General features: G+C 64.2%; 20 protein-coding genes. 10 read left to right on the forward strand and 10 right to left on the reverse strand.

All coding sequences use genetic code 11. The features are described from left to right. The first annotated feature begins 5 nt into the window (after positions 1 to 5). The 8 genes from ACFFNA_RS03175 (at position 6) to ACFFNA_RS03210 (ending at position 7,096) form a co-directional block, all read left to right on the forward strand. On the forward strand, positions 6 to 449 hold the full coding sequence (locus tag ACFFNA_RS03175) for an SRPBCC family protein (RefSeq protein WP_111543561.1): 444 nt from the start codon (positions 6 to 8) through the stop codon (positions 447 to 449). Positions 450 to 470: 21 nt separating this feature from the next. Next, the gene (locus ACFFNA_RS03180; protein WP_378915513.1) at positions 471 to 1,265 is read left to right on the forward strand and encodes an FAD binding domain-containing protein; all 795 of its coding nucleotides are present in this window, start codon (positions 471 to 473) and stop codon (positions 1,263 to 1,265) included. Positions 1,266 to 1,326: 61 nt separating this feature from the next. Next, on the forward strand, positions 1,327 to 1,809 hold the full coding sequence (locus ACFFNA_RS03185) for a (2Fe-2S)-binding protein (RefSeq protein WP_378915515.1): 483 nt from the start codon (positions 1,327 to 1,329) through the stop codon (positions 1,807 to 1,809). A gap of 11 nt (positions 1,810 to 1,820) precedes the next feature. Then, positions 1,821 to 3,188 carry a xanthine dehydrogenase family protein molybdopterin-binding subunit gene (locus ACFFNA_RS03190; protein WP_378915517.1) on the forward strand — a complete coding sequence of 456 codons (1,368 nt, stop codon included), beginning with the start codon at positions 1,821 to 1,823 and terminating at the stop codon, positions 3,186 to 3,188. A gap of 1 nt (position 3,189) precedes the next feature. Next, positions 3,190 to 4,194 carry a xanthine dehydrogenase family protein molybdopterin-binding subunit gene (locus ACFFNA_RS03195; RefSeq protein WP_111543557.1) on the forward strand — a complete coding sequence of 335 codons (1,005 nt, stop codon included), beginning with the start codon at positions 3,190 to 3,192 and terminating at the stop codon, positions 4,192 to 4,194. Positions 4,195 to 4,203: 9 nt separating this feature from the next. After that, positions 4,204 to 5,085 (forward strand): AAA family ATPase, encoded by an 882-nt coding sequence (locus ACFFNA_RS03200; protein ID WP_378915519.1) that lies wholly within the window; start codon positions 4,204 to 4,206, stop codon positions 5,083 to 5,085. Positions 5,086 to 5,090: 5 nt separating this feature from the next. Then, positions 5,091 to 6,209 carry a vWA domain-containing protein gene (locus tag ACFFNA_RS03205; protein WP_378915638.1) on the forward strand — a complete coding sequence of 373 codons (1,119 nt, stop codon included), beginning with the start codon at positions 5,091 to 5,093 and terminating at the stop codon, positions 6,207 to 6,209. Further along, entirely contained in the window at positions 6,209 to 7,096 is an 888-nt protein-coding gene (locus ACFFNA_RS03210; protein WP_378915640.1) for an amidohydrolase family protein, read from the forward strand. Before ACFFNA_RS03205 ends, ACFFNA_RS03210 begins: the two co-directional genes overlap by 1 nt. A 22-nt stretch (positions 7,097 to 7,118) precedes the next feature. On the opposite strand, the gene ACFFNA_RS03215 is transcribed toward ACFFNA_RS03210, so the two are convergent. The 8 genes from ACFFNA_RS03215 to ACFFNA_RS03250 all read right to left on the reverse strand — a co-directional run bounded on the left by ACFFNA_RS03215 (position 7,119) and on the right by ACFFNA_RS03250 (position 16,867). After that, the gene (locus ACFFNA_RS03215; protein WP_378915521.1) at positions 7,119 to 7,649 is read right to left on the reverse strand and encodes a GNAT family N-acetyltransferase; all 531 of its coding nucleotides are present in this window, start codon (positions 7,647 to 7,649) and stop codon (positions 7,119 to 7,121) included. Between the two features lie 30 nt (positions 7,650 to 7,679). Further along, the gene (locus ACFFNA_RS03220; protein WP_111543553.1) at positions 7,680 to 8,087 is read right to left on the reverse strand and encodes a carboxymuconolactone decarboxylase family protein; all 408 of its coding nucleotides are present in this window, start codon (positions 8,085 to 8,087) and stop codon (positions 7,680 to 7,682) included. A 261-nt stretch (positions 8,088 to 8,348) separates the two neighbouring features. Beyond that, a complete protein-coding gene (locus tag ACFFNA_RS03225; RefSeq protein WP_378915524.1) occupies positions 8,349 to 9,845 on the reverse strand; it encodes a sugar ABC transporter ATP-binding protein in 1,497 nt (498 codons plus the stop codon). Beyond that, on the reverse strand, positions 9,845 to 10,894 hold the full coding sequence (locus ACFFNA_RS03230) for an SMP-30/gluconolactonase/LRE family protein (protein WP_378915526.1): 1,050 nt from the start codon (positions 10,892 to 10,894) through the stop codon (positions 9,845 to 9,847). Before ACFFNA_RS03230 ends, ACFFNA_RS03225 begins: the two co-directional genes overlap by 1 nt. After that, positions 10,891 to 13,014 (reverse strand): ABC transporter permease, encoded by a 2,124-nt coding sequence (locus ACFFNA_RS03235; protein ID WP_378915528.1) that lies wholly within the window; start codon positions 13,012 to 13,014, stop codon positions 10,891 to 10,893. The genes ACFFNA_RS03230 and ACFFNA_RS03235 overlap by 4 nt, the downstream gene beginning before the upstream one ends. Positions 13,015 to 13,090: 76 nt before the next feature. Continuing rightward, positions 13,091 to 14,116, reverse strand: a complete 1,026-nt coding sequence (locus ACFFNA_RS03240) for a sugar ABC transporter substrate-binding protein (RefSeq protein WP_111543549.1) — start codon at positions 14,114 to 14,116, stop codon at positions 13,091 to 13,093. 59 nt (positions 14,117 to 14,175) lie between these two features. Further along, the gene (locus ACFFNA_RS03245) at positions 14,176 to 15,162 is read right to left on the reverse strand and encodes an ABC transporter permease (protein WP_378915530.1); all 987 of its coding nucleotides are present in this window, start codon (positions 15,160 to 15,162) and stop codon (positions 14,176 to 14,178) included. A 271-nt stretch (positions 15,163 to 15,433) separates the two neighbouring features. After that, positions 15,434 to 16,867, reverse strand: a complete 1,434-nt coding sequence (locus tag ACFFNA_RS03250) for a DHA2 family efflux MFS transporter permease subunit (RefSeq protein WP_378915532.1) — start codon at positions 16,865 to 16,867, stop codon at positions 15,434 to 15,436. Between the two features lie 118 nt (positions 16,868 to 16,985). On the opposite strand from ACFFNA_RS03250, the gene ACFFNA_RS03255 reads away from it, so the two are divergent. After that, positions 16,986 to 17,987: an ornithine cyclodeaminase family protein gene (locus ACFFNA_RS03255; protein WP_378915534.1), complete on the forward strand. Its 1,002-nt coding sequence runs from the start codon at positions 16,986 to 16,988 to the stop codon at positions 17,985 to 17,987. Then, positions 17,984 to 19,507: an HAL/PAL/TAL family ammonia-lyase gene (locus tag ACFFNA_RS03260; protein WP_378915536.1), complete on the forward strand. Its 1,524-nt coding sequence runs from the start codon at positions 17,984 to 17,986 to the stop codon at positions 19,505 to 19,507. The genes ACFFNA_RS03255 and ACFFNA_RS03260 overlap by 4 nt, the downstream gene beginning before the upstream one ends. Here the strand turns inward: ACFFNA_RS03260 and ACFFNA_RS03265 are convergent. Both ACFFNA_RS03265 and ACFFNA_RS03270 read right to left on the reverse strand, forming a co-directional pair. Further along, complete coding sequence (locus ACFFNA_RS03265) at positions 19,472 to 20,251, reverse strand: 3-methyl-2-oxobutanoate hydroxymethyltransferase (protein WP_378915538.1); 780 nt, start codon at positions 20,249 to 20,251, stop codon at positions 19,472 to 19,474. The genes ACFFNA_RS03260 and ACFFNA_RS03265 overlap by 36 nt on opposite strands. Positions 20,252 to 20,285: 34 nt before the next feature. Continuing rightward, positions 20,286 to 20,600: a MocE family 2Fe-2S type ferredoxin gene (locus tag ACFFNA_RS03270; RefSeq protein WP_378915540.1), complete on the reverse strand. Its 315-nt coding sequence runs from the start codon at positions 20,598 to 20,600 to the stop codon at positions 20,286 to 20,288. Between the last annotated feature and the right edge of the window lie 6 nt (positions 20,601 to 20,606).

Below are 20,606 nucleotides of genomic sequence, written 5' to 3' on the forward strand. Positions count from 1 at the left end.
TTGATATGGCGAACGTCACCATCTCCAGCGTCATCGACGCACCGGTCGAAAAGGTCTGGGCGCGGATACGCGACTTCAACGGCCTGCCGAGCTGGCACCCGCGCATGGTGGAAAGCCATATCGAGGACGGCAAGGACGCCTCAACGATCGGCTGCGTGCGCAATTTCCAGCTCGCCAGCGGCGCCCGCATTCGCGAAAAGCTGCTCGACTTCTCCGATCCGAATTTCCTCGTCAGCTACTCCATCCTGGAGACGCCGCAGCCGCTCACCAACCACAAGGCGACGCTGCAGCTCAGGCGCGTGACCGATGGCGACCGAACCTATGCCGAATGGACCGCCAGCTTCGACGCCGCACCCGAGGAAGCGGGCAAGCTTGCCGAGGGCATGGGCGCCAATGTCTTCCAGGGCGGCTTCAATGCCTTGAAGAGCCATTTCGCCGGCCAGAGCTGAGCCGGAGCGCGGGAGCATGCCATGGCACTAGCACTGCAGACTTTTGCAACGGTGAAGGACGCCAACACAGCGCTGAAATCCCAAGGCAGCCGCTATCTCGGTGGCGGGACGCTGGTCGTGCGCGCCGCCAATGAAGGCGATGTTTCGGTCTCCAGCCTTGTCCGTTCGACCGATCCAGCCTTGTCATCCATCGCTGCCACCGACGGCAAGGTCCGCATCGGCGCTTCTGTGACGATGGCGGCAATCGCGCGTCATCCGGACCTCAGCTCCCTCGCCCGCGCCGCCCGCGCCGTCGGCGGTCCGGCGGTCCGCAACATGGCCACCGTCGGCGGCAATCTGTTCGCCCCGGCGCCTTATGGCGATTTCGCCGTTGCCTTGCTGGCGCTCGACGCGACAGTCAGCACCGATGATGGCGAAGCGCCGATCGAGACCTTTCTGACCGGGCGCGACAGCAACCGCGCCATCGTCACTACGGTCGGTTTCGTGCTCCCGCCACAAGGCGACTTTCGCTTCCTGAAAGTCTCGCGGGTCAAGCCCAAGGGGGTCTCGGTGCTCAGCATCGCCGCCGTGCTTGAGCTGGCTGGCGACGGCACCGTGTCCGCGGCGCGGATCGCGCTTGGCTGCATGGCTGATCGGCCAACGCGCGCCAGGGCGGCGGAAAAAGCTCTGATCGGCCGGCGCCTGACCAAGGACGGCATCGCTCCGGCGCTGGCTGCCGCGGGTAAAGGCACCTCGCCCATCACCGATCCGATCGCCAGCGCCTGGTATCGCGCTGAAGTTCTGCCGGTCCATCTCGGCCGGCTGCTGCTGACCTGAAAACACCCGTTGGGGGGCGCGCGTCTGTCCGATCAATCGGGCAGGCGCGCAAGGAGGAAACATGGCAAAGGTCCCGGTCCAGTTCACGCTCAATGGTTTTGAAAAGGCCGAATTCATCGACAGCGGCACGACGCTGCTTCACGCGCTGCGCGACAAGATCGGCGACACCTCACCGAAAGGCGGCTGCCATCAAGGCACCTGCGGCGCCTGTTCGGTCATCATCGACGGCGAGCTCCGGCTGTCCTGCCTGACGCTGGCCGAGACCTGCAACGGGGCTGCCATCAGCACGACGTCGGGGCTTTCGGAGGGCGGCGTTCTGCACCCCCTGCAGCGCGCCTTCCTCGACACCTTTGCCACGCAGTGCGGCTTCTGCACGCCGGGCATGATCATGGCAGCCAAGATGCTGCTCGACCATACGCCCAACCCCAGCCGCGACGAGGTGGTCGAGGCGCTGTCGGGCAATATCTGCCGCTGCACCGGCTACGAGCCGATCATCCAGGCGGTGCTCACCGCCGCCCGTTCCAACTCGCAGAACGCGGCCTGAGGGAAGCAAACATGGAACTGCGCAAGAGCTACTTCGCCGATGTCCGCAAGGACGATCTGCACGAGATCGGCCGGCCCCGACCACGCTCGGATTCCCCCGGCCACGTCACCGGCAAGACCGCCTTTTTCGCCGACCGCAACTTTCCCGGCACGCTGCACCTGAAGATGGTGCGCAGCCCGCATCATCACGCCCGCATCCGCTCGATCGACACCTCGGAGGCCGAGAGACATCCGGGTGTCGTCAAGGTGCTGACCGCCAAGGACGTGCCGCACAATGTCTACACAATCCTGATCCTGATCCAGATCGGGCCGGAGGACGAGACGGTGCTGGCCGACGGCAAGGTGCGCTGGAAGGGCGAGCCCGTGGTGGCGGTGCTGGCCGAAACCGAGCGTGCCGCACAGGAAGCCGCCGCCAAGGTCAAAATCGACTATGAGGTGCTGCCGGCCGTCTTCGACATGGAGGAAGCGCTGAAGCCCGGCGCGCCGCTGGTCAACGAGTATCACGGCCAGAATTATTATCTCTATGACAGCGGCGAATGCCGCAAGGTACGTTTCGGCGATGTCGAGGCAGGCTTCGCATCCGCTGACCATGTGCTGGAGCAGAGCTATCAGTCCTCGCCGATCGAGCATGCGCCGACCGAGACCACCGGCTGCGTGGTGGCGCCCGAAGGCAATGACCGTTTCACCTGCTACACCAACACGCAGGCGATGTTCTTCACCCTCGACAATGCCTCGATCATCCTGCAGATGCCCGGCAACAAATTGCATTTCGTCGGCGGCACCGTCGGCGGCGGCTTCGGCGGCAAGGTCGACGTCATCGTCGAGCCGATCGCCATTCTCGGTGCCAAGCTGACCGGTCGTCCGGTTTCCTTCATTTATAGCCGCGAGGAGGAGATGCAGATCTCCTCGCCGCGCGCCGCCGAAAAGGTGGTCATCAAGGACGGCGTCATGAAGGACGGCCGCATCGTTGCGCGCAAAGTCACCGGCTACACCGACGCCGGCGCCTATTCGCGCCACTCGCCCTATGGCGCACAGAAAGGCGCCGGGCATTACCCCGGCCCCTACACCATCCCCAATGTCTGGATCGACACCTATTGCGTCTACACCAACCGCACGCCCTCCTCCGCCATGCGCGGCTTCGGCGTCACCATCGGCGATTTCGCGCTGGAGGTGCAGATGGACAAGCTGGCGCGGCTGATCGGCATGGATCCGCTCGAATTCCGCTTCATCAATGCCTATCGTGACGGCGACATGAAGGCGCATCGCCAGCCGACCGAGGGTGCGGCGCTGATCGAGTGCATGCAGGAAGCCTCGCGCGCCGCCAATTGGCCGGTGGCGGAAAAATTCATGGCGATGTCGTCCTACGTGAAGGGAGCTTGAGATGGCGATCAGGCGCGGGCGCGGCGTTGCCGCCATCAACTATCCGACCGGCATGAACCTTGGCGGCGACCCGACCCAGGCCTTGGTGCATTCGACGCCGACCGGCAATTTCATGGTCACGCTGTCATCAGTCGATCTCGGCCAGGGCATGAAGCAGATCATGGCGCAGATCTGTGCCGAGACGATTGGCGTGCCGACCGATCGCGTCGTCGTCGACACGGCCGACACCGACACCGGCCCGCACTGCATGGGCACCTTCGCCTCGCGCGGCACCCACCGCGCCGGCAATGCCGTCATTCAGGCCGCGAAGGAAGCCCGGCAGGTGATGCTGGAAGTGGCCGCAGAGGAGCTGGAAGTGAACGCCTCCGACCTCGAGACCGACGGACAGGGCAACATCCTGGTCAAGGGCGCGCCGCAAAAGTCGATCTCGATCTTCGATGTCGCGCTGTCGGCGCATTTCAAGCGCGGCCGCTCAATCTCCGGCCGCGGCATGTTCCTGATCCCGCGCTCCTATCCCGAGAAAGAGACCGGCGCGATGAAGCCGTCGACCTGCTACGCGCACGCCTGCACGGTGGCCGAGGTCGAGGTCGATGACGAGACAGGCGAGGTCACCGTGTTGACGGTCAAGAACATCTTTGAGATCGGCCGGGCGCTGAACCCGAAAATGGTCGAACAGCAGTTGGTCGGCGGCTCGTGGATGGGCATCAGCCACGCGCTGTACGAAACGACCGAGCCCTATTATCCCAATCGCGACCACGGCGGCACCGACTTCAATCAGTATCTGATGCCGGGGCCGGGTGACCTCGCGCAAACCGAGATCATCGTGCTGGAGAGGCCGTCGGCCGACGGGCCTTACGGCGCCAAGGGGCCGGGCGAAATGTGCGCCAATCCTCAGATCCCGGCGGTCGCCAACGCCGTCTTCGACGCCGTCGGCGTGCGCATCGACACACTGCCGATTACGCCGGAGCGCATCCTGCGCGCGCTCAAGGCGCACGCGGCGAACTGAGTGGTCGAAATGCCTGAGGTGAACGCCGAGACTGTAGCGACCTCGCCGGAGGCGGTGGCGCAGCACCTGGCCGCCTCGCACTACCTGGCCGATGACAGCCTGGCGACCGCCATCTTCCTGGCCATCCGGCTGGGCAAGCCGCTGCTGCTCGAAGGCGCGCCCGGCGTCGGCAAGACGGAAGCGGCGAAGGCGATCGCGCAGCTGCTCGGTCGCGATCTGGTGCGGCTGCAATGCTACGAAGGCATCGACGCCGCGCATGCGCTGTACGAATGGAACTACCAGCGCCAGTTGCTCGCCATCCGCCATGCCGGCGAGCACGAGATCGACATCTATGACGACCGTTTCCTGATCGCGAGACCGCTACTGCAGGTGCTGAAGGCGCCGGATCAGCGCGTGCTGCTGGTCGACGAGATTGACCGTTCGGACCATGAATTCGAGGCGCTGCTTCTGGAATTCCTCTCCGATTTCCAGATCAGCATTCCCGAGCGCGGCACCATCCGCGCCACCGCTCAGCCGATCGTCATCCTGACCTCGAACCGCACCCGGGAACTCGCCGAGGCGCTGCGCCGGCGCTGCGTCTATCACTGGATCGGTTACCCCGACGCCGAGCGCGAGGCCGCCATCATCATGCTGCGCGCCGGCGATGTCGCCGAAGCGACGGCGCGCGCGGTGGCGGCAGCCGTGCAGACCATTCGCGCCCGCCCGCTGGCCAAGCCGCCCGGCATCGCCGAGGCGGTCGAATGGGCCAACGCCGCGACCATTCTGGAAAAGGTTGGCAGCCCATGGCCCGAAGCCTTCCGCCGCGCCATCGGCGTGCTGATCAAGGACGAAGAAGACCTGACCTACATCGCGCCAGAGCTTGGCCGGATTGTCGAGGAGGCGCTGGCGTGAGCGCCCTGCCCCGCGCGGCCACGCCGTTCCTCGGCTTCGGCCGGCTGCTGCGCCGCTACGGCTTTGCCGTCGCGCCGGAGCAGGTGTCCGGCTTCATGCAAGCGGTGACATTGCTCGGGCCGCGTTCGATGGCCGACATCCGCGAAGCGGCCCTTGCGACGCTGGCGCCGCCGCCCGACCGCCGCGACGAATTCGAGGCGCATTTCCAGAGCCATTTTTGTGGTAACGCATCTGCCGTGGTCGAAGGCGAGGCCGACGAGGAAACCCGCATCAAGGACGATGGCGGCGCGAGCCAGGAAGAGATCGAGGTGATCAGCCAGCAGGAAGGCGGCGAGCTGTCCTCCGGCGCCGAACAGTTGAGCACTCGCGATTTTCAGCGCGACATCGATGGCTTGGCCGCCTTCCGCCGCAAGCTCGCTTCCGCCCTGCCCGCCCGCCGCTCCTTCCGCACCGTGCGCACCCACTCGCGCGGCAAGCTCGATTTGCGCCGATCACTCAAGGAAATCGTCAGCGCCGATGGCGACGTGCCCTCGCCGCTGTTGCGCCGCAGGCAGACCGTGCCGCGCAAGCTGCTGATCCTGATCGACGTCTCCGGCTCGATGAAGCTGCACACATCGGACTATCTCAAGCTCGCCCATGCCGCCGTGCAGGGCGCGGACCGTGCCGAGATCTTCACCTTCGGCACGCGGCTCACCCGCATCACCGCGGCGCTGCGCATTCGCGACCGCGACCAGGCGCTAGCCCGCGCCGCTGCACAGGTCGACGACTGGGACGGCGGCACCCGCATGGGGCCGACGCTGCTCGCCTTCCTCTCAGTGCCGCGCTTTTCCGCTTTCGCCCGCGGTGCAGCGGTCGTCATCCTCTCCGACGCGCTGGAGCGCGGCGAGCATGCCGAACTGGAGACAGCGATGCGCCGGCTGAGCGCGCGCGCCTTCCGGCTTTCACTGGCGACGCCGCTGGCCGGCGACCCGCGCTTCCGGCCTGCAACGGCGGCACTGCGCGCCATCCTACCGGTGCTCGACGATCTCATCGACGGCTCGTCGCTCAAGGCCCTCACCGATTTCATCCTGTCGCTTGCCCGCCCAGCCCCGGCGGCGGCGGCAATCTGGAAGAGGGTTTCGTGATGCAGAAGGCAATCGACGCGCATTTCCACATCTGGCGCCAAAGGGACCAGCCCTGGCTGGTCGGACCGATGGTGCCGCGCATCTTCGGTCCCTACGAGCCGATCCGCCGCGACTACCCGATCGAGGAGTTTTTAGCCGACCAGAAGGGTGCCGGTGTCGAAAAGGCCGTCTATGTCCAGACCAACTGGGCCAAGGAGGATTTCGAGAAGGAGGTCGCCTTCCTGCAGAAGACCGCCGACGAGACCGGCTGGCCACACGCCATCGTCGGCTACACCGATATGACCGTGGACGATATCAGGCCCCAGATCGACCGGCTGAAAAAATATCCGCTGCTGCGCGGCGTGCGCATGCAATTGCACTGGCACGAGACCCCGGCCTTCCGCTTTGCCACTTCGGCCGACCAGGTCATCGACCCGAAGGTGCGCGCCAATGTCGCTCGGTTGAAGGATTATGGCCTGTCCTTCGACCTGCAGCTTTTCCCCGCCCAGATGAAGGACGGGCTGACGCTGGTCGGCGAAAACCCGGAGACCGATTTCATCCTCACCCATGCCGGCATGCTGACCGGCATGGAGCCGGAAGCCACCGAAGCCTGGAAAGCAGGCCTGCGCACGCTATCGGCGGCGCCAAACGTCTACGCCAAACTGTCCGGCCTCGGCACCTTCGTCCACCGCAACGACCCGGCGCTGATTGCCTACATCGTCGACAATGCGATCGACATCCTGGGCGCGGACCACCTGATGTTCGGCTCGAACTTCCCGATCGAGAAATTGTGGACCAGCCACGCCGAGCTGATCAAGGCACACCGCGCAGTGGTGGCCAAGCATGGCGCGGCGGCAGAGGCGGATATTTTCCGGAACACGGCAGAGAAGGTGTATCGGCCGGTATAGTACAGATTGGCAATGGATCTGCTCACAACGGCCGACCTAAAACCTGGACCATATGCCGTTTGACACCGATGTTGACTGGCCCCGCCGTCCGCACCAACTCGAAGCCTTGCCCCCGCCAAAAGCGATGAGCCTGCTCATTTTCTGCGAGCACGCCGAGTTCCACCCACTTGACGTTCTGGGATTTCAGCCACCTGAAAAAGTCGTCGCACAGTGCTCGCCCCAACCCTCTTCCGCGAAGTTCTTTGTCGATCATGAACAATGCGATCCACCAACACTCCACTCGCGGATAATTGCGGTCGCAGGCCAGCAAGCCCACAAATTCGCCATCGATTGCCTTCACCCCGAATACGAACTTGTCGGCTTCCGTCCGGTTCGGTGGAAAGTTCTCAAATTCCTCCTTTGCACTGGCAGCGTTGGGCGGCTCGCCTCGTTCCAGCACGACATAGTCCGAGCAGCCCTGATACAGCGGCTCCAGTCGTGGAGCATCAATTCCAATCAGGCCTTCAATCTCGTAGCCAGTGAGCGAGGTTGGAAATCTGGTGCTTTTGTCCATGAAAATTCCAGCCCCGGAAAGCAGCCGCCCTCACTTCACCTCGAACTGCGGATCGACCGGGATCTGCATCGCAGTGACCATATGGTTGGTCTGCCCGGCCAGCCCGATGATCGACACCAGTTCGCCATGCTGTGCATCGGTCATGCCTTTCGCACGAGCGGCGGCGGTGTGCGAGTGGACACAGTAGGAGCAGCCATTGGCGGTCGAAACCGCGATATAGATCATCTCCTTGGTCAATGGATCGATGGCGCTGTCAGCGACCATCACCACCTTCAACTGTTCCCAGATCCGCTTCAGCGCCGGCGGATCATTGGCCAGCCCGCGCCAGAAATTGTTGACGAAATCGGATTTGCGCGTCGCGCGGATGTCGTCGAAGACGGCTTTCACGGCAGGGATTTTCTCCACCTCGGCATCACTTAGGAGTTTTGTGGTCGCCATGATCTGGTTCCTTCGTTTGGATTGTCGTGTCAGCGCATTGAATCAGGTCTTGAGCAAATGAGGCCAACTACTTTGGATGATTCGAATTTCTGCTTTCGGGTGTTGAAGACGGGCGCCGACAAGGTGTGTTGAGATTCAGGTCAGGCCGCGCCGAAACGGTGGGTTCCGAGAACCGGAGCGGAGCGTACTTTTCGTGCGCGAGCACCGGAAGCGCAGGAAGCTACCGTTTGCAGGCCGGCCTCACCTGAAAACCAGTACGCCTTAATGCACCGCCGCATACATTATCTTCTCCTCCGTTGCCTCCGCCGGCGAAAACTCTTCGACGATGCGGCCCTGGCGGCAGACCAGGATGCGGTCGGACAGGTTCATGATCTCCGGCAGGTAGGACGAGATGACGACGACAGCGAGGCCTTCGTCGGCCAGCCGGTTGATGATCTGATGGATCTCGGCGATCGCGCCGACATCGACGCCGCGCGTCGGCTCGTCGAAGATGACGACGCGCGGCTGCTGCACCAGCCCCTTGCCGATCACCACCTTCTGCTGGTTGCCGCCAGACAGTTCGACCACGCGCGCATTGTCGTTGATCGCCTTGATGTTCAGCGTCTTCGTCCATTCGGCTGAAAGCGCGCGCATCTCATGTTGATTGATCACCCATGCCTTTTCGCGGCCCGCCGCCAGCAGCCCGCCGAACAGGTTCTCGGCAATGCCCATCGTCTCGAAGATGCCCTCGCTCTTGCGGTCCTCGGTGACATAGATAATGCCGTCAGCCACCGCTTCGCTCGGCACGAGATAGCGCACGGGCCTGTCGTCCAGCTCGATGGCGCCGCCGCGCAGGAAATCGCGCTTGTATATGCCGGAGACGATCTTGAAGGTCTCGGTGCGGCCAGAGCCGATCAGCCCGAACACGCCGGTGATCTGGCCCTCGAAGATCGAGAAGGAGTTATTGCGCACGACATTGCTCATCGAGATGTCCTGCACTGACAGCACCTTCTTGCCGGCCTTGCGCAATTTCGCTTCGTCACGCTGGCGGTAGATCTGCCCCGACAGTGTGCGTCCGACCATGGCGGCGACGATCCGGTCGCGGTCGAAGGCGGATGTATCGTCGGTGATGACCAGCTCGCCATCGCGCAGGATGGTGATGCGATCGGCAATCATCAACGCCTCTTCCAGCGCGTGGCTGATAAAGACGATCGACACGCCGCTCGCCTTCAACCGCCGGATCAGCGCGAAGAAGTGCCGTTTCTCCTCCGGCGTCAGCGTCGCCGTCGGCTCATCGAAGATGATGATCTCGGCATTGTGGTGGACGGCGCGCGCGATCTCGACCATCTGCCGCTTGGCCGCACCCAGCGTCGCCACCATGGCGTTCGGATCGACCGGAAAATTCAGCGATTGCAGGAACTGCTGCGCCGAAATGTAGGTGCCGCGCAGTCGGTTGAGGAACTTTTCAGTGCCGAGGTAAAGGTTCTGCGCCACCGTCATCGACGGTACCAGACTGGTCTCCTGGAACACCATGGCGATGCCGGCTTCGAGCGCCGCATGCGGTGACACGTAGGCGATCTCCTGGCCCTTGTGGAACATCTTGCCGGAGGTGGCGTCGACCACCCCGGCGATGATCTTGGTCAGCGTCGATTTTCCAGCACCATTCTCGCCGAGCAGCGCGTGGATCTCGCCCTTGCGCAAGTCGAAGCTGACGTTTTTCACCGCCGGCACGCCGCGATAAGTCTTGGTGACGTTCTCCAGGCGGACGATCGGTTCCATCAGAAGCCTCCCGTGGCGACGGACAGCACGCAGTCGCCGCCCCTGGAGGCGATGAACAGAAGGCCGTCCTTTTCTGCGACGCTGCAGATGCCGTGGCGCGTGCCGTTGGCGCGGCTGTGCAGGCTGAATTGCGGCTGCATGTTGCGGTCGAGCCTGACCACCAGCCCATAGGAACGGCTGGGCGACCACGGCTTGTGGATGCCCATAGTGCGGATGCCGCCGCATTGCAGCGGTTCGAGGAAGCTGCGGCTGGAGGCCAGCGCGGGCGCGATCCAATAGGCCGGCGGCACCTGCTCGATCATGTCCTGCCGGTAGTGCGTTTCCTGCAGCACGAATTCGATCAGCCGGTTGCGCGGCGCAAACAAGGTCAGCCACGCCCCGCCATCGGCGGCCGGCGACAGCCGTGCGGGATAGCCGGGCAGATGCGTCAACACCGTCGAGCGGTTGCCCGTCACGCCGTCAAACCGCACGAGCTGATGACGCCAGCTTTCGCTGACCAGCACATCCCGCCCCATCGGATGCAGCCCATAGGGAAAAGCGATGTCGCCGGCTACCATGTGGATGTCACCGCCCGCCGCGTCTCGCTTCCACAGCGAACCGGACGCACCCTTCTTCATCAGGTCGGCGGCCCATTGCGACGGCGTATGCTCGGCCGAACCATTGGCCAGCCACAGCGTGCCGTCGTCGGCATGGGCAAGTGCTGTGATGCAACGGACCTCGGCAGGCAGCGCAACCTGCTTGCCGCCAGTCAGCAGCCTGCCGCTTTCCAACCCAACCGTCAGTTCACCCGATGGCGAGAGCGCCAGCGCTGTGACCGGAGATGGAAATTTCTCGACCACCGTTGGCTCCGCCCCGGCAGCAATCGCGAAGACGGCGTTGCCGCTGGAGGACAACAGCCTGTCGCTGGAAATCAGCAGATTGTCCGGCTCGGTCAGCTCGGTGAAAGCCGGCGCGTCATCCAGCCGCGTGTTGGGGCGGAAAGCGCCGTCGAGCGGCGGAATGGTCACCGCCTTGCCGCGAAAAAGGTCAAGCACCGGATCGAGGATCATGACTTCGCCCCCCAATAGGAAGCGGGACTGGTCCAGTTCGGGTCGGCGCCTGATATCTTGTAGCGGCCAATGCGGTTGTTGAGGATGCCGCCGACGAACAGAAAACCCTTGTGCTCGCGCATTGAGGTGACCATCGGGTGCGCGCCGCCGGTGAGGTCGCCCATCGCCTCGATGATGCCGCCCTTTTCGTTGAACTTCACCACCCCACCGGTGTTGATGTTGGGGAACAGCCATTCGTCCTGCGGCAGCCGGCGCGTCATGCGCTTGCGCATGTCGGGGTGGCGCAGCGACAGGTCGAAGCTCGGCGTACGCATGCCCAGCCACGCCATCCAGTAGTTGCCGTCGGAGGCGCGGTTGATGTTGTCGGGGTAGCCCGGCATGTCGCGGATGACGCATTCGGCGGTGCCCGCCTTCGGCCCTTCCAGCCAGTAGCGATGCACGCGGCAGGCCCAGCTTTCGGCGAAGAACAGCGACTTGCCGTCATGCGCCATGCAGACACCGTTGGTGTAGCGATAACCGTCTAGCAATGTCTTCGTCGAGCCGTTCTTCGGGTCGTAGACCAGCAGCCGACCGGTGGCACGGTTCTCGATCGAATCCAGCGCCCAGTCATGCGCATCGTAACGCTTGGTCGAGTCGGTGAAATAGATGCGGCCGTCCGGTGCGATATCGCAGTCATTGGGATCGCGCAGCCGCGCATCGTCGACGATCGAGGTCCACGAGCGCGACGTCTCGGCCGACAGGCATTTCACCTCCCGATCCGATGAGACCGAATAGAGCCCCATGGCGCCGACGCAGCTGATCAGATTGCCTGATTTGTCGAAGGCAAGTCCAAGCGGAAAGCCGCCAATATGGGCAAACACTTCCGACCTGACATAGTCCGGCGCGAAGAAGCGGACGATCTCGCCATGGCGGGTTCCGCAATAGAGATTGTCGTCGCGGTCGAGAATAACGTCCTCCGGCCCTTCAAGTTCGCCGAGCCCGATGTGGTCGGCGGCAGACAGCCGGTTGTCGAGCACGTAGGGCGTGCCCGAGCCCGGCACCGCCGACTGGGTCGCGCCCATCCTGAGATAGACCGGCGCAACATAGACCTCGTTCAGCACCTTGTGGCGGTTCTTCAGCCAGCGGATGTCGATGGTCACCGCCACCGCCAGCATGATGCCGAGCACCATCTGATTGGTGCCGGTGCCATAGCCCAACCGGATCAGCCCGTTGGTCATGGTCAAGACGATGATTGCGCCCATCAGCCCCTTGATCACCGAGCCACGACCGCCACCGAGGCTGACGCCACCGACCACCGCCGCCGTCAGCGCCATGATCTCGAGGTTCAGGCCTGTGCCCGGTCCTGCCCCGCTCAGGCGACAAGCGATGAGGAAGCCGCCGATCGAGGCGCAGAAGCCGGAGAAGACATAGGTCATGAACACGGTGCGGCGCACGCGGATGCCGGCATTATGCGCCGAGCGCCTGGAGCCGCCGACCGCCAGCACATGCCAGCCCGGCCGCGAACGCGTCAGCGCGATGTGGGTTACGATGGCGAGGATGATGGCCAGCCAGACCGAGACCGACAGGCCCCAGAAGGTGCTGTCGCCGATGAAGTCGAGCACATCCGATGTGGCGGTCGAGAGCTGCACATCGGCTGCATAGGTGGTGACCAGGATGTCGAACAGCGCCCGTCCGAAGATGAAAGTGACCAGGGTGGTGAGAAAGGCGCGCAGGCGGAGGTAGCCGACGAGATAGCCATTGAAGGCGCCGAACACGAGGCCGGCGGCAAGCGAGGCGGCAAGCGCCAGCCAGATCGACTGTTCGAGGATGAAAAAGACATAGACGGCGGAGAAGCAGGACAGCGCAAAGATCGAGCCGACCGACAGGTCGATGCCGCCGCCCAGCATCACCACCGTCATGCCGGTGACGACCATCGAGAACTCGCCGAGCTGGCGGGTCGATTCCTGCAGCGAGGTCAGCTTGAAGAAGCCCGGAATGATCGAGCCGAAGGTCGCCAATGTTACCACCAGCGCCAGGAACGGAATGGCGTTGTCGGTCCAGCGTTTGGTCAGGATCTCGCCGACAAGGTGATCGGGCACGAGATTATAGCGCCAGGACTGGAGGCGTTCGCGAAAGGACATCAGGTCACTGCTGCAAGAGAAAGAGGTGGCCGGGCAATCCGGCCACCTCGTTGATTGGTGTTGGCAAGGATCTGCTTTATTTCGCCGCCGCTTCGGCCTGCAGCGCCTTCAGATCCCAGCAGCTGTCGGGCTTGAGGTCCGCTTTGGTCGTCGCCTTCTCCAGCGTGTAGATGTAGGTGTGCGAGGTGCCGGCAGGCTGGCCGCTCTGCAGCAGGAACTTGATGATGGCGTTCATGTCGCCCGACTGGCGGGCAAGCTCGGTCATCACCACGGCGCCATAGGTGCCGTCCTGCAGCTTGTCGCAATCGGCGGTCTTCTCGCCGCCGCCGGTGGTGACCAGGAACACCTTGCCCTCGAGCTTGGCGTCGCGGATCGCGGCCGAAGCGCCGGTGGCGTCACCATCCCAGAAGTCGATGATCGAGCAGATGTCCGGATTCTGCTGCAGCATCGTCGTCGTCACGTTGCGCGAGGTCGTCGCATCCCAATTGGAGTCGGGCTTAGCCACCACCTTGAAGTCGGGATGCTTGTCCAGAACCTTCATGATGCCGGCATACTGATAAAGGCTGGAGGAGTTCGCCTGGTCGCCCTGCACCAGGCCGATCTTCTTCGACGAGTTTTCGCCGCAGCCCTTGATCGCCGCTTCGGCCTCGAGCTGACCAAGCCGATCCCAGTCACTGCCGACAAAGGCGTCGGCGGGGAAGTTGGCCGGATTGTCGACCAAGAGCACATAGGTGCCGGCGGCCTGTGCCTTCTTCATCAGCTTGGAATAGGAGTTGAGGTCCGGTGCGTGGATGATCAGCACGTCCGGCCTGGTGTCCGACGAGATGGCGTCGGTGATCGCCTGCGCGCCGGCATCGACCACCCAGTTCGGGTCGCGCGTCTCGAACACGCCGCCCCAGGCCTCGACTTCGGTCTTCAGATAGTGCGCCCAGCCCTGCGCCAGGTCGAAGCCCATCGCCAGCGGCACCAGCATGACGCGCTTGCCCTTGAGCGACTGCGCATAGGCGGCCGGACCCGGATCGTCGGCGGCGAAGCTGGGCGCCACGAAGGCGGTAACGGCAAGCGCCGTGGCGGCGGCCATGAGTGTCTTGATCAGTTTCATGTCACGTCCTCTGTTTTGCTGTTGTTGTTCACGGACGGCCCCAACCGTCCGCGTTTGGTTTAGATATCGCCCTGCTGCGCGGTCTGTTCGTCACGTGGATTGATGATGCCGTCGACGATGATCGCCCCCAGCAGGATCGCCGCCTTGATCAGGTTCTGGTAGAGCAGCGGAATGTCGATGATCGTCATGGCATTGAGCAGGATGCCGATCAGCGCCGCCCCGACCAGCACGTTGCGCACCCCGCCCCGCCCGCCGGAAAGACCAATGCCACCGATCACCGCCACCAGCACAATGTCGTAGAGCAGCGTTGAATTGACGACGCGGGTGTTGATCGAATGCAGGCTGGCCGCCGTCAGCAGGCCGGCAATCAGTGCGACGAAGGCTGACAGCACATAGCGCAGCACCAGCATCGGCCGCACCGGAATGCCGATGTTGCGCGCCGCCACCGGATTGTCGCCGGCGAAATAGATATAGCGGCCCCATTTGGTGTAGCGCAGGAACAGGAAAAGCAGGAAAGCTAGGCCGGCGAAGACGAACACCTCGATGGGAATGTCGAGGAAACGCAGGCCGCCGAGTCGCTCGACCCAATGGCCCTGCGGCACCGGCACGGCATCCTGCGTGATCAGTTGCGAGCGCACATAGCCGAAGACGAAGGAGCCAGTCGCCAGCGTCACGAAGATCGCCGGCACATCGGCATAGGCGACGAGGAAGCCGTTGAGCAGGCCGATGGCGAGCACGCCGGCCAGCACATAGGCGAAGGCCAGCCCGTCGGGTGTTCCCGAATTCAGAAGTTGCAGATACCAGGCGACAGACATCGCCATGATCGCGACCGCCGAGAGATCGATGCCCCGGCCGATGATGACGACCGCCATGCCGAGCGCGAGTATGCCCAGCACCGACACCGAGCGGACGATGGCGACAAGGTTGTTGGGGTCGATGAAGCCCGGCAGGCCGATGGCGGCGGCAACGAACAGCACCACCGCAATGGCAAAGACGATGCCTTCCTGGTTCAGGCTCCTGAAATTCGGCCAGCCAATCGTGTTCATGTCTGCTTACGCCCCGATGGCAACGCTGCCACCCCTTGGGGAAGAAAGCTAATCGGCTCAGCGCCGGTTCGTCAAATGAATCCGCGTTCAGAAGCCCGGCCAGCGGCGATATTCATCGAGTGGACGCATCGATTGCCAAAACTGGTGCAATGCCCGGAAAAGCCTGGATTTTTGGCAATTGGTTGCGCCATCGCAATGGCTCGCGAAATCGCCAAACCAAGGCGAAAGGATAGAGTGGAATTTATCTCCGCATCGGGCGGAAAAGTCGATCTCAATTCCTCGGCGCGTGGCCTGAAACCTCGGCGCCCGCACCCGGCTGCAGCGCGAGGAAGCGGAACGACGCCACCAGCCCGATGGCGCCGATCGCCAGGAAGGCGATTCGAAAATCGACGAGGTCGAGCGCCGGCCGGTCCCTGGCGATCTGCGACAGGTTGAGGATCGCCGCCGCCACCGCGACGCCGAACAGCATCGCCACTTGCTGCAGCATGCTCGACAGCGTCGCCGCCGAGCTGCGCTGCGCCGCGTCGATGTCGGCGAAGGCCAGCGTGTTGAGGGCAGTGAACTGCATCGAGCGCGACAGGCCGGCGATCAGCATCAGCACAATCACCAGCGCTTGCGGTGTTTGCGGCGAGATCGCCGCGCAAGCCGCGATCGACGCCGAGGCGATCAGGCCGTTGACGACCAGCACCGAGCGGAAGCCGAAGCGCCGCAGCGTCGGCGTCGTCACCGTCTTCATGCCGAGATTGCCGAGGAAATAGGCCAGGATCATCATGCCGGCATCGACGGGGCTGAGACCGAAACCGACCTGGAACAGCAGCGGCAACAGGAACGGCGTGGCATTGATCGCCACCCGGAAAATGGTGCCGGCGGCAAGCGTCGATATGGCGAAGGTCAGCACCTTGAACGACGAGAGGTCGAGCAGCGGATGCGGCGCACGCCTGAGATGGCGCATTGCCAGCCAGCCGATGACGATGCCGGCGGCGATCAGCAGCACTGTTGGCAGGACACCGTCCTCAGGATGCGCGATGCGCTCGAGGCCGTAGAGCAACAGGGCGAGCCCGGCCGATGTCAGCACGAAGCCCGGCCAGTCGAGCGGCTTGGGATCGGCTTCGCGGTCGCCCGGAATGAAGCGGGCGACCAGCGCCAGCCCGATCACCCCGAGCGGGATGTTGATGAAGAAATTCCAGTGCCATGACAGATAGGTCGTGATGAAGCCGCCGAGCACCGGCCCGACCACGGGCGCGAACAGCGCCGGCCAGGTGATCAGTGCCGTGGCATTGAGCAGTTCGGACTTCGAGGCGTTGCGCAAGACGAGAATGCGGCCGACCGGTGTCATCAGCGCGCTGCCCAGCCCTTGCACGACACGTGCGGCGACGAACTGGGTCAAATTCTGGGAGAAGCCGCAGGCGAGCGAGGCCAGCGTGAAAAGGATGATCGCTAGCAGGAAGATGTTGCGCGCGCCGAAGCGGTCGGCGAGCCAGCCCGACAGCGGCACGAACACCGCCATGGTCAGCATATAGACGGTGATGCCGATGCTCATCGCCACCGCCGGCACGCCGAAGGACGCGCCCATCTGCGGCAGCGAGGTCGAGATGATCGTCGAATCCAGCAACTGCATGAAGAAGGCGATGGCGACGATCAACGCCACGCGCCGCGCATTGGTGGCCGTTTCGGGTAAGGTTTCAGTCTCGGGAATGGCAGTCATGACGGGACCGGTTTGAACAGCATTTGGCCGGCCGCGTCCAGACACGGCGCAACAAACTTTCGTGTCGCATCGCGGCCTGTTATGGATGAGCGGCGACCGGGGAAAGTGCACGCAGCAGATGAAACCCATCTATATCGACTACCTCAATGCGCTCGACATTGACGCCCTTGCCATGACCGATGGTGAAATCATTGCCGCCGTCGAGGCTGGCCTGGTGGCGCAAGGCAATGGCCAGACGGTTATCGAGCCGCGCGTTCATCTCGAGCCGGATCCGTCCTTCCACGGTCATTTCAATGTGTTGCGCGGCTACGTCGCGCCGCTCGACACCGCCGGCGTCAAGATCGTCGGCGACTATGTCGACAATTACCTGCACGGCCTTCCCTCGGAATTCGGCATCCTCAATCTGTTCGATCCGCGCACCGGCACGCCGCGCGCCATCCTCGACGCCACCGTCATCACCGACATGCGCACCGGCGCCGTCACCGCTATCGGCGCCAAACATCTGGCGCGCAAGAACTCGAAGGTGCTGGCCCATATCGGCGCGCGCGGCACCGCCTACTGGAATGTGCGCCTGCTCGACCATCTCTTCGACTTCGACGAGATCCGCGTCCATTCGCGACGCCCGGAAAGCCGCGACGGCTTTGCCGCCAAACTCTCCGCCGATCTCGGCAAGACGGTGACGGCGGTAGCCGACTGGAAGAGCTGCGTCGAAGGCGCCGACATCGTCTTCGAGGCCTCGCGGCTGCCGGAGCCACAACCGCTGCTCAAGACCGAATGGATCAAGCCCGGCGCGCTGGTCGTGCCCTATGGCACGATGAGCGCGGTGGAGCTGTCGCTGACCGACATCATGCAGAAGATGGTCGTCGACGACTGGGGCCAGTGCAAGGGCGGCAAGTTCGGCTCGCTGCGCGCTCATGTCGAGACCGGGCGGCTGAGCGAAAAGACGCTGCACGCCGAACTCGGCCAGATCGCCGCCGGCCTCAGGGCCGGGCGCGAAAACGACAGCGAGACGATCCTGTTCTGGCACCGCGGCCTGTCGCTGTCCGACATCGCGTTGGGCAAGGCGATGCTGGCCAAGGCACAGGCGCAAGGCATCGGCCAGAGGCTGCGCTTCGCATGAGTGCGCTCGTCCTCACCGGAGCCGGCGTCAGCACTGCGGATGTCGCCGCCGTCGCTCGCGAAGCGCGCAAGGTGGAGGTCGCGCCTGATGTCATCGGCAGGCTGGAAAGGGCGCGAAAGGTGCTCGACCAGGCCGCCGCGTCCGGCCAACCCATCTATGGCCTCAACACCGGGCTCGGCGCCAATCTCGGCACCACGGTGGAGGGCGACGCCAGCGTCTTCCAGCGCCAGTTGCTGGAAGGACGCAGCGGCGCGGTCGGCGAAGCGCTGTCGGTCGAAAGCGTGCGGGCAACCATGTTTGCGCGCGCGGCGATGCTTTCTACCGGAGGCTCCGGCCTTTCGCCTGCCGTGTTTGTGGCTTTGGTCGACGCGCTCAATGCCAGCGTCCATCCGGTGATGCCGTCGCTCGGCTCGATCGGCGCCGGCGATCTGGTGCTGATGACGGCGCTCGCCCGCCTGCTGACCGGCGAAGGCGAAGCAGACTATCAGGGTCGGCGCATGCCGGCCGCCAAGGCGTTGATGATGGCCCGCCTCGTCCCCATCAGCCTGGCGCCCAAGGACGGGCTGTCGCTGATCAACGCTTCGGCGGTTTCAGCGGGCAGCGGTGCGCTCGTAGTGACGGATGCGCTGTCCGCCCTTGCCCAGCAGCACCAGGCCGGCGCGCTGACCATGGAAGGCATCGGCGCCAACCGCACCATCCTCGATCCGCGCCTGCACATGGCGCGCCCGGCGGCAGGCCAGCAGGAGGCAGCCAAAGCCCTGCACGATCTGCTCGCCCGCGACGAGGCGCCGGCGCCGGCGCCGACCACCTTGCAGGATCCGCTGTCGATCCGCTGCATGCCCTCGATCCATGGCGCGCTGATCGAGGCGATCGGTCAGGCCCGGCAAGCCGTGGAGATCGAGCTCAATGCCGCCGCCGACAACCCGCTGGTGCTCAGCGACGACGACCTGGTGCTGTCGACCGGCAATTTCCACACAGCGGCGCTGTCGCTCGTCTTCGAGACGCTCGGCCTGGCGATCGCTCAATGTGCCGCCGCGAGCGCTGCCCGCTTCATCCAGCTCACCGGCTCCGGCCGCAACGGCCTGCCGAAATATCTGTCGCCGGTGGGCGGCGCCTCGGCCGGCTTCGTGCCGCTGCAGAAGACGGCGACATCGATCCTGGCCGCCATCCGCCACAGGGCCAATCCGGTGATGCTCGACTTCCTGCCCGTCTCGGAAGGCGTCGAGGACCATGCAACGCAGACACCTCTGACTGTTGCGAAATGCGCCGGGATGATCGCGCTGTGGCGGCGGCTGATCGCCTTCGAATTGATGGCGGCCGCACAGGCGATCGACCTGCGCGACCGGTTCACGCCAGCGCCCCGTACCGCCGCTGTTCACACGGCGATACGCGCGCTGGTCCCCGCCCTGAAAGAAGACCGGCCGCTCGGCATCGACGCCGAAGCACTCTATGCCGCCCTCGCCGGCGGAGGCTGGCAGGTGAATCTACGCCCGGCCGACCTTGTCCAGGAACAGGCGTAGCTCACCCGGATCCATGTGCACCACATGCCTGTCCTCGGGATAGGCAAGGCTGTTGACGTCGGCGACGTACTCCGAGAACGCGGCGATGCGCTCGGCCTGCAAGCGATCATATTCGGCGGCGAAATTGCGATAGACCTTGGAGTGGCGGGGCATGTGGCCACGGTTCTGGCCGAGGATGTCGTCGGCGAACAGATACTGCGCGTCGCAGCCGGTGCCCGCCCCCATCGACAGCATGATCAGCGACGTCCGCTCCGAGATCGCCTTGGCCACCTCGACCGGCACCACTTCGATCTCGGCGCCGATGGCGCCGGCGGCCTCCAGTTGCTTCACCGCTGCGAAGACCTCCATGGCGGTGTCGGCGGTTTTGCCGACCGCCTTGAAGCCGCCCGTCCAGGTGGCGCGCGACGGGATCAGGCCAACATGGCCGATGACCGGGATGGCGTCGTCGGCCATCCGCTTGATCGTGGCGTAGCCGGCGCTGCAATAGACCGCGTCGGCGCCGGCCTTGTAGAGCCGGAAGGCCCAGCGCAGGAAATCGTCGGCGGTGCCGATCTCGAAAAAGTTCTCGCCCGGCATGGTGAACAGGCTGGGCGCCGCATCGCGGTATTGCGGGTTGAGCACCAGTTCGGGCGGCACCGGTTCGGCAGCCTCGGCCTCGTCCATCGTCAGCACACGCAGCATGGTCAGCTGGCGCTTGCCCTTCATGGCGCGCAGGTCCGCCACCGTCGGTCTTTTTCGGCTCATCGAAAGAATTCCCTCTGTTATGTGCTGCGGCAGGTCAGCCGATCTGGATCATCACTTTGCCAGCCTCGACCTTCACCGGATAGGTTTTGAGATTGACGCAGACCGGTGCGCCCTTGGCGGCACCAGTTTTGTAGTTGAAGCGGCCATTGTGCTTGGGGCATTCGATGATGTCGTCCATCACCAGCCCGTCGGCCAGATGTGCCTTCTCATGCGTGCAGTACCCGTCGGTGGCGAAGAACTCGTCGTCCGGGCTGCGATAGATGGCAAAGGTGCGTCCGCCATGGTCGAACCGGATGACGTCCTCTTCCTCGACATCATCGACGCCGCACGCTTCAACCCAGTCGGTCATCTGGTT

The organism is Mesorhizobium kowhaii (assembly GCF_042431665.1).
Classification (GTDB): Bacteria; Pseudomonadota; Alphaproteobacteria; order Rhizobiales; family Rhizobiaceae; genus Mesorhizobium; species Mesorhizobium kowhaii.

What these genes read in the sequence shown, in the direction of transcription:
- ACFFNA_RS03175 (WP_111543561.1), top strand. Translation starts at nt 6, where the DNA reads ATGGCGAACGTCACCATCTCCAGCGTCATCGACGCACCGGTCGAAAAG.
- ACFFNA_RS03180 (WP_378915513.1), top strand. Translation starts at nt 471, where the DNA reads ATGGCACTAGCACTGCAGACTTTTGCAACGGTGAAGGACGCCAACACA.
- ACFFNA_RS03185 (WP_378915515.1), top strand. Translation starts at nt 1,327, where the DNA reads ATGGCAAAGGTCCCGGTCCAGTTCACGCTCAATGGTTTTGAAAAGGCC.
- ACFFNA_RS03190 (WP_378915517.1), top strand. Translation starts at nt 1,821, where the DNA reads ATGGAACTGCGCAAGAGCTACTTCGCCGATGTCCGCAAGGACGATCTG.
- ACFFNA_RS03195 (WP_111543557.1), top strand. Translation starts at nt 3,190, where the DNA reads ATGGCGATCAGGCGCGGGCGCGGCGTTGCCGCCATCAACTATCCGACC.
- ACFFNA_RS03200 (WP_378915519.1), top strand. Translation starts at nt 4,204, where the DNA reads ATGCCTGAGGTGAACGCCGAGACTGTAGCGACCTCGCCGGAGGCGGTG.
- ACFFNA_RS03210 (WP_378915640.1), top strand. Translation starts at nt 6,209, where the DNA reads ATGCAGAAGGCAATCGACGCGCATTTCCACATCTGGCGCCAAAGGGAC.
- ACFFNA_RS03215 (WP_378915521.1), bottom strand. Translation starts at nt 7,649, where the DNA reads ATGGACAAAAGCACCAGATTTCCAACCTCGCTCACTGGCTACGAGATT.
- ACFFNA_RS03220 (WP_111543553.1), bottom strand. Translation starts at nt 8,087, where the DNA reads ATGGCGACCACAAAACTCCTAAGTGATGCCGAGGTGGAGAAAATCCCT.
- ACFFNA_RS03225 (WP_378915524.1), bottom strand. Translation starts at nt 9,845, where the DNA reads ATGGAACCGATCGTCCGCCTGGAGAACGTCACCAAGACTTATCGCGGC.
- ACFFNA_RS03230 (WP_378915526.1), bottom strand. Translation starts at nt 10,894, where the DNA reads ATGATCCTCGATCCGGTGCTTGACCTTTTTCGCGGCAAGGCGGTGACC.
- ACFFNA_RS03235 (WP_378915528.1), bottom strand. Translation starts at nt 13,014, where the DNA reads ATGTCCTTTCGCGAACGCCTCCAGTCCTGGCGCTATAATCTCGTGCCC.
- ACFFNA_RS03240 (WP_111543549.1), bottom strand. Translation starts at nt 14,116, where the DNA reads ATGAAACTGATCAAGACACTCATGGCCGCCGCCACGGCGCTTGCCGTT.
- ACFFNA_RS03245 (WP_378915530.1), bottom strand. Translation starts at nt 15,162, where the DNA reads ATGAACACGATTGGCTGGCCGAATTTCAGGAGCCTGAACCAGGAAGGC.
- ACFFNA_RS03250 (WP_378915532.1), bottom strand. Translation starts at nt 16,867, where the DNA reads ATGACTGCCATTCCCGAGACTGAAACCTTACCCGAAACGGCCACCAAT.
- ACFFNA_RS03255 (WP_378915534.1), top strand. Translation starts at nt 16,986, where the DNA reads ATGAAACCCATCTATATCGACTACCTCAATGCGCTCGACATTGACGCC.
- ACFFNA_RS03260 (WP_378915536.1), top strand. Translation starts at nt 17,984, where the DNA reads ATGAGTGCGCTCGTCCTCACCGGAGCCGGCGTCAGCACTGCGGATGTC.
- ACFFNA_RS03265 (WP_378915538.1), bottom strand. Translation starts at nt 20,251, where the DNA reads ATGAGCCGAAAAAGACCGACGGTGGCGGACCTGCGCGCCATGAAGGGC.
- ACFFNA_RS03270 (WP_378915540.1), bottom strand. Translation starts at nt 20,600, where the DNA reads ATGACCGACTGGGTTGAAGCGTGCGGCGTCGATGATGTCGAGGAAGAG.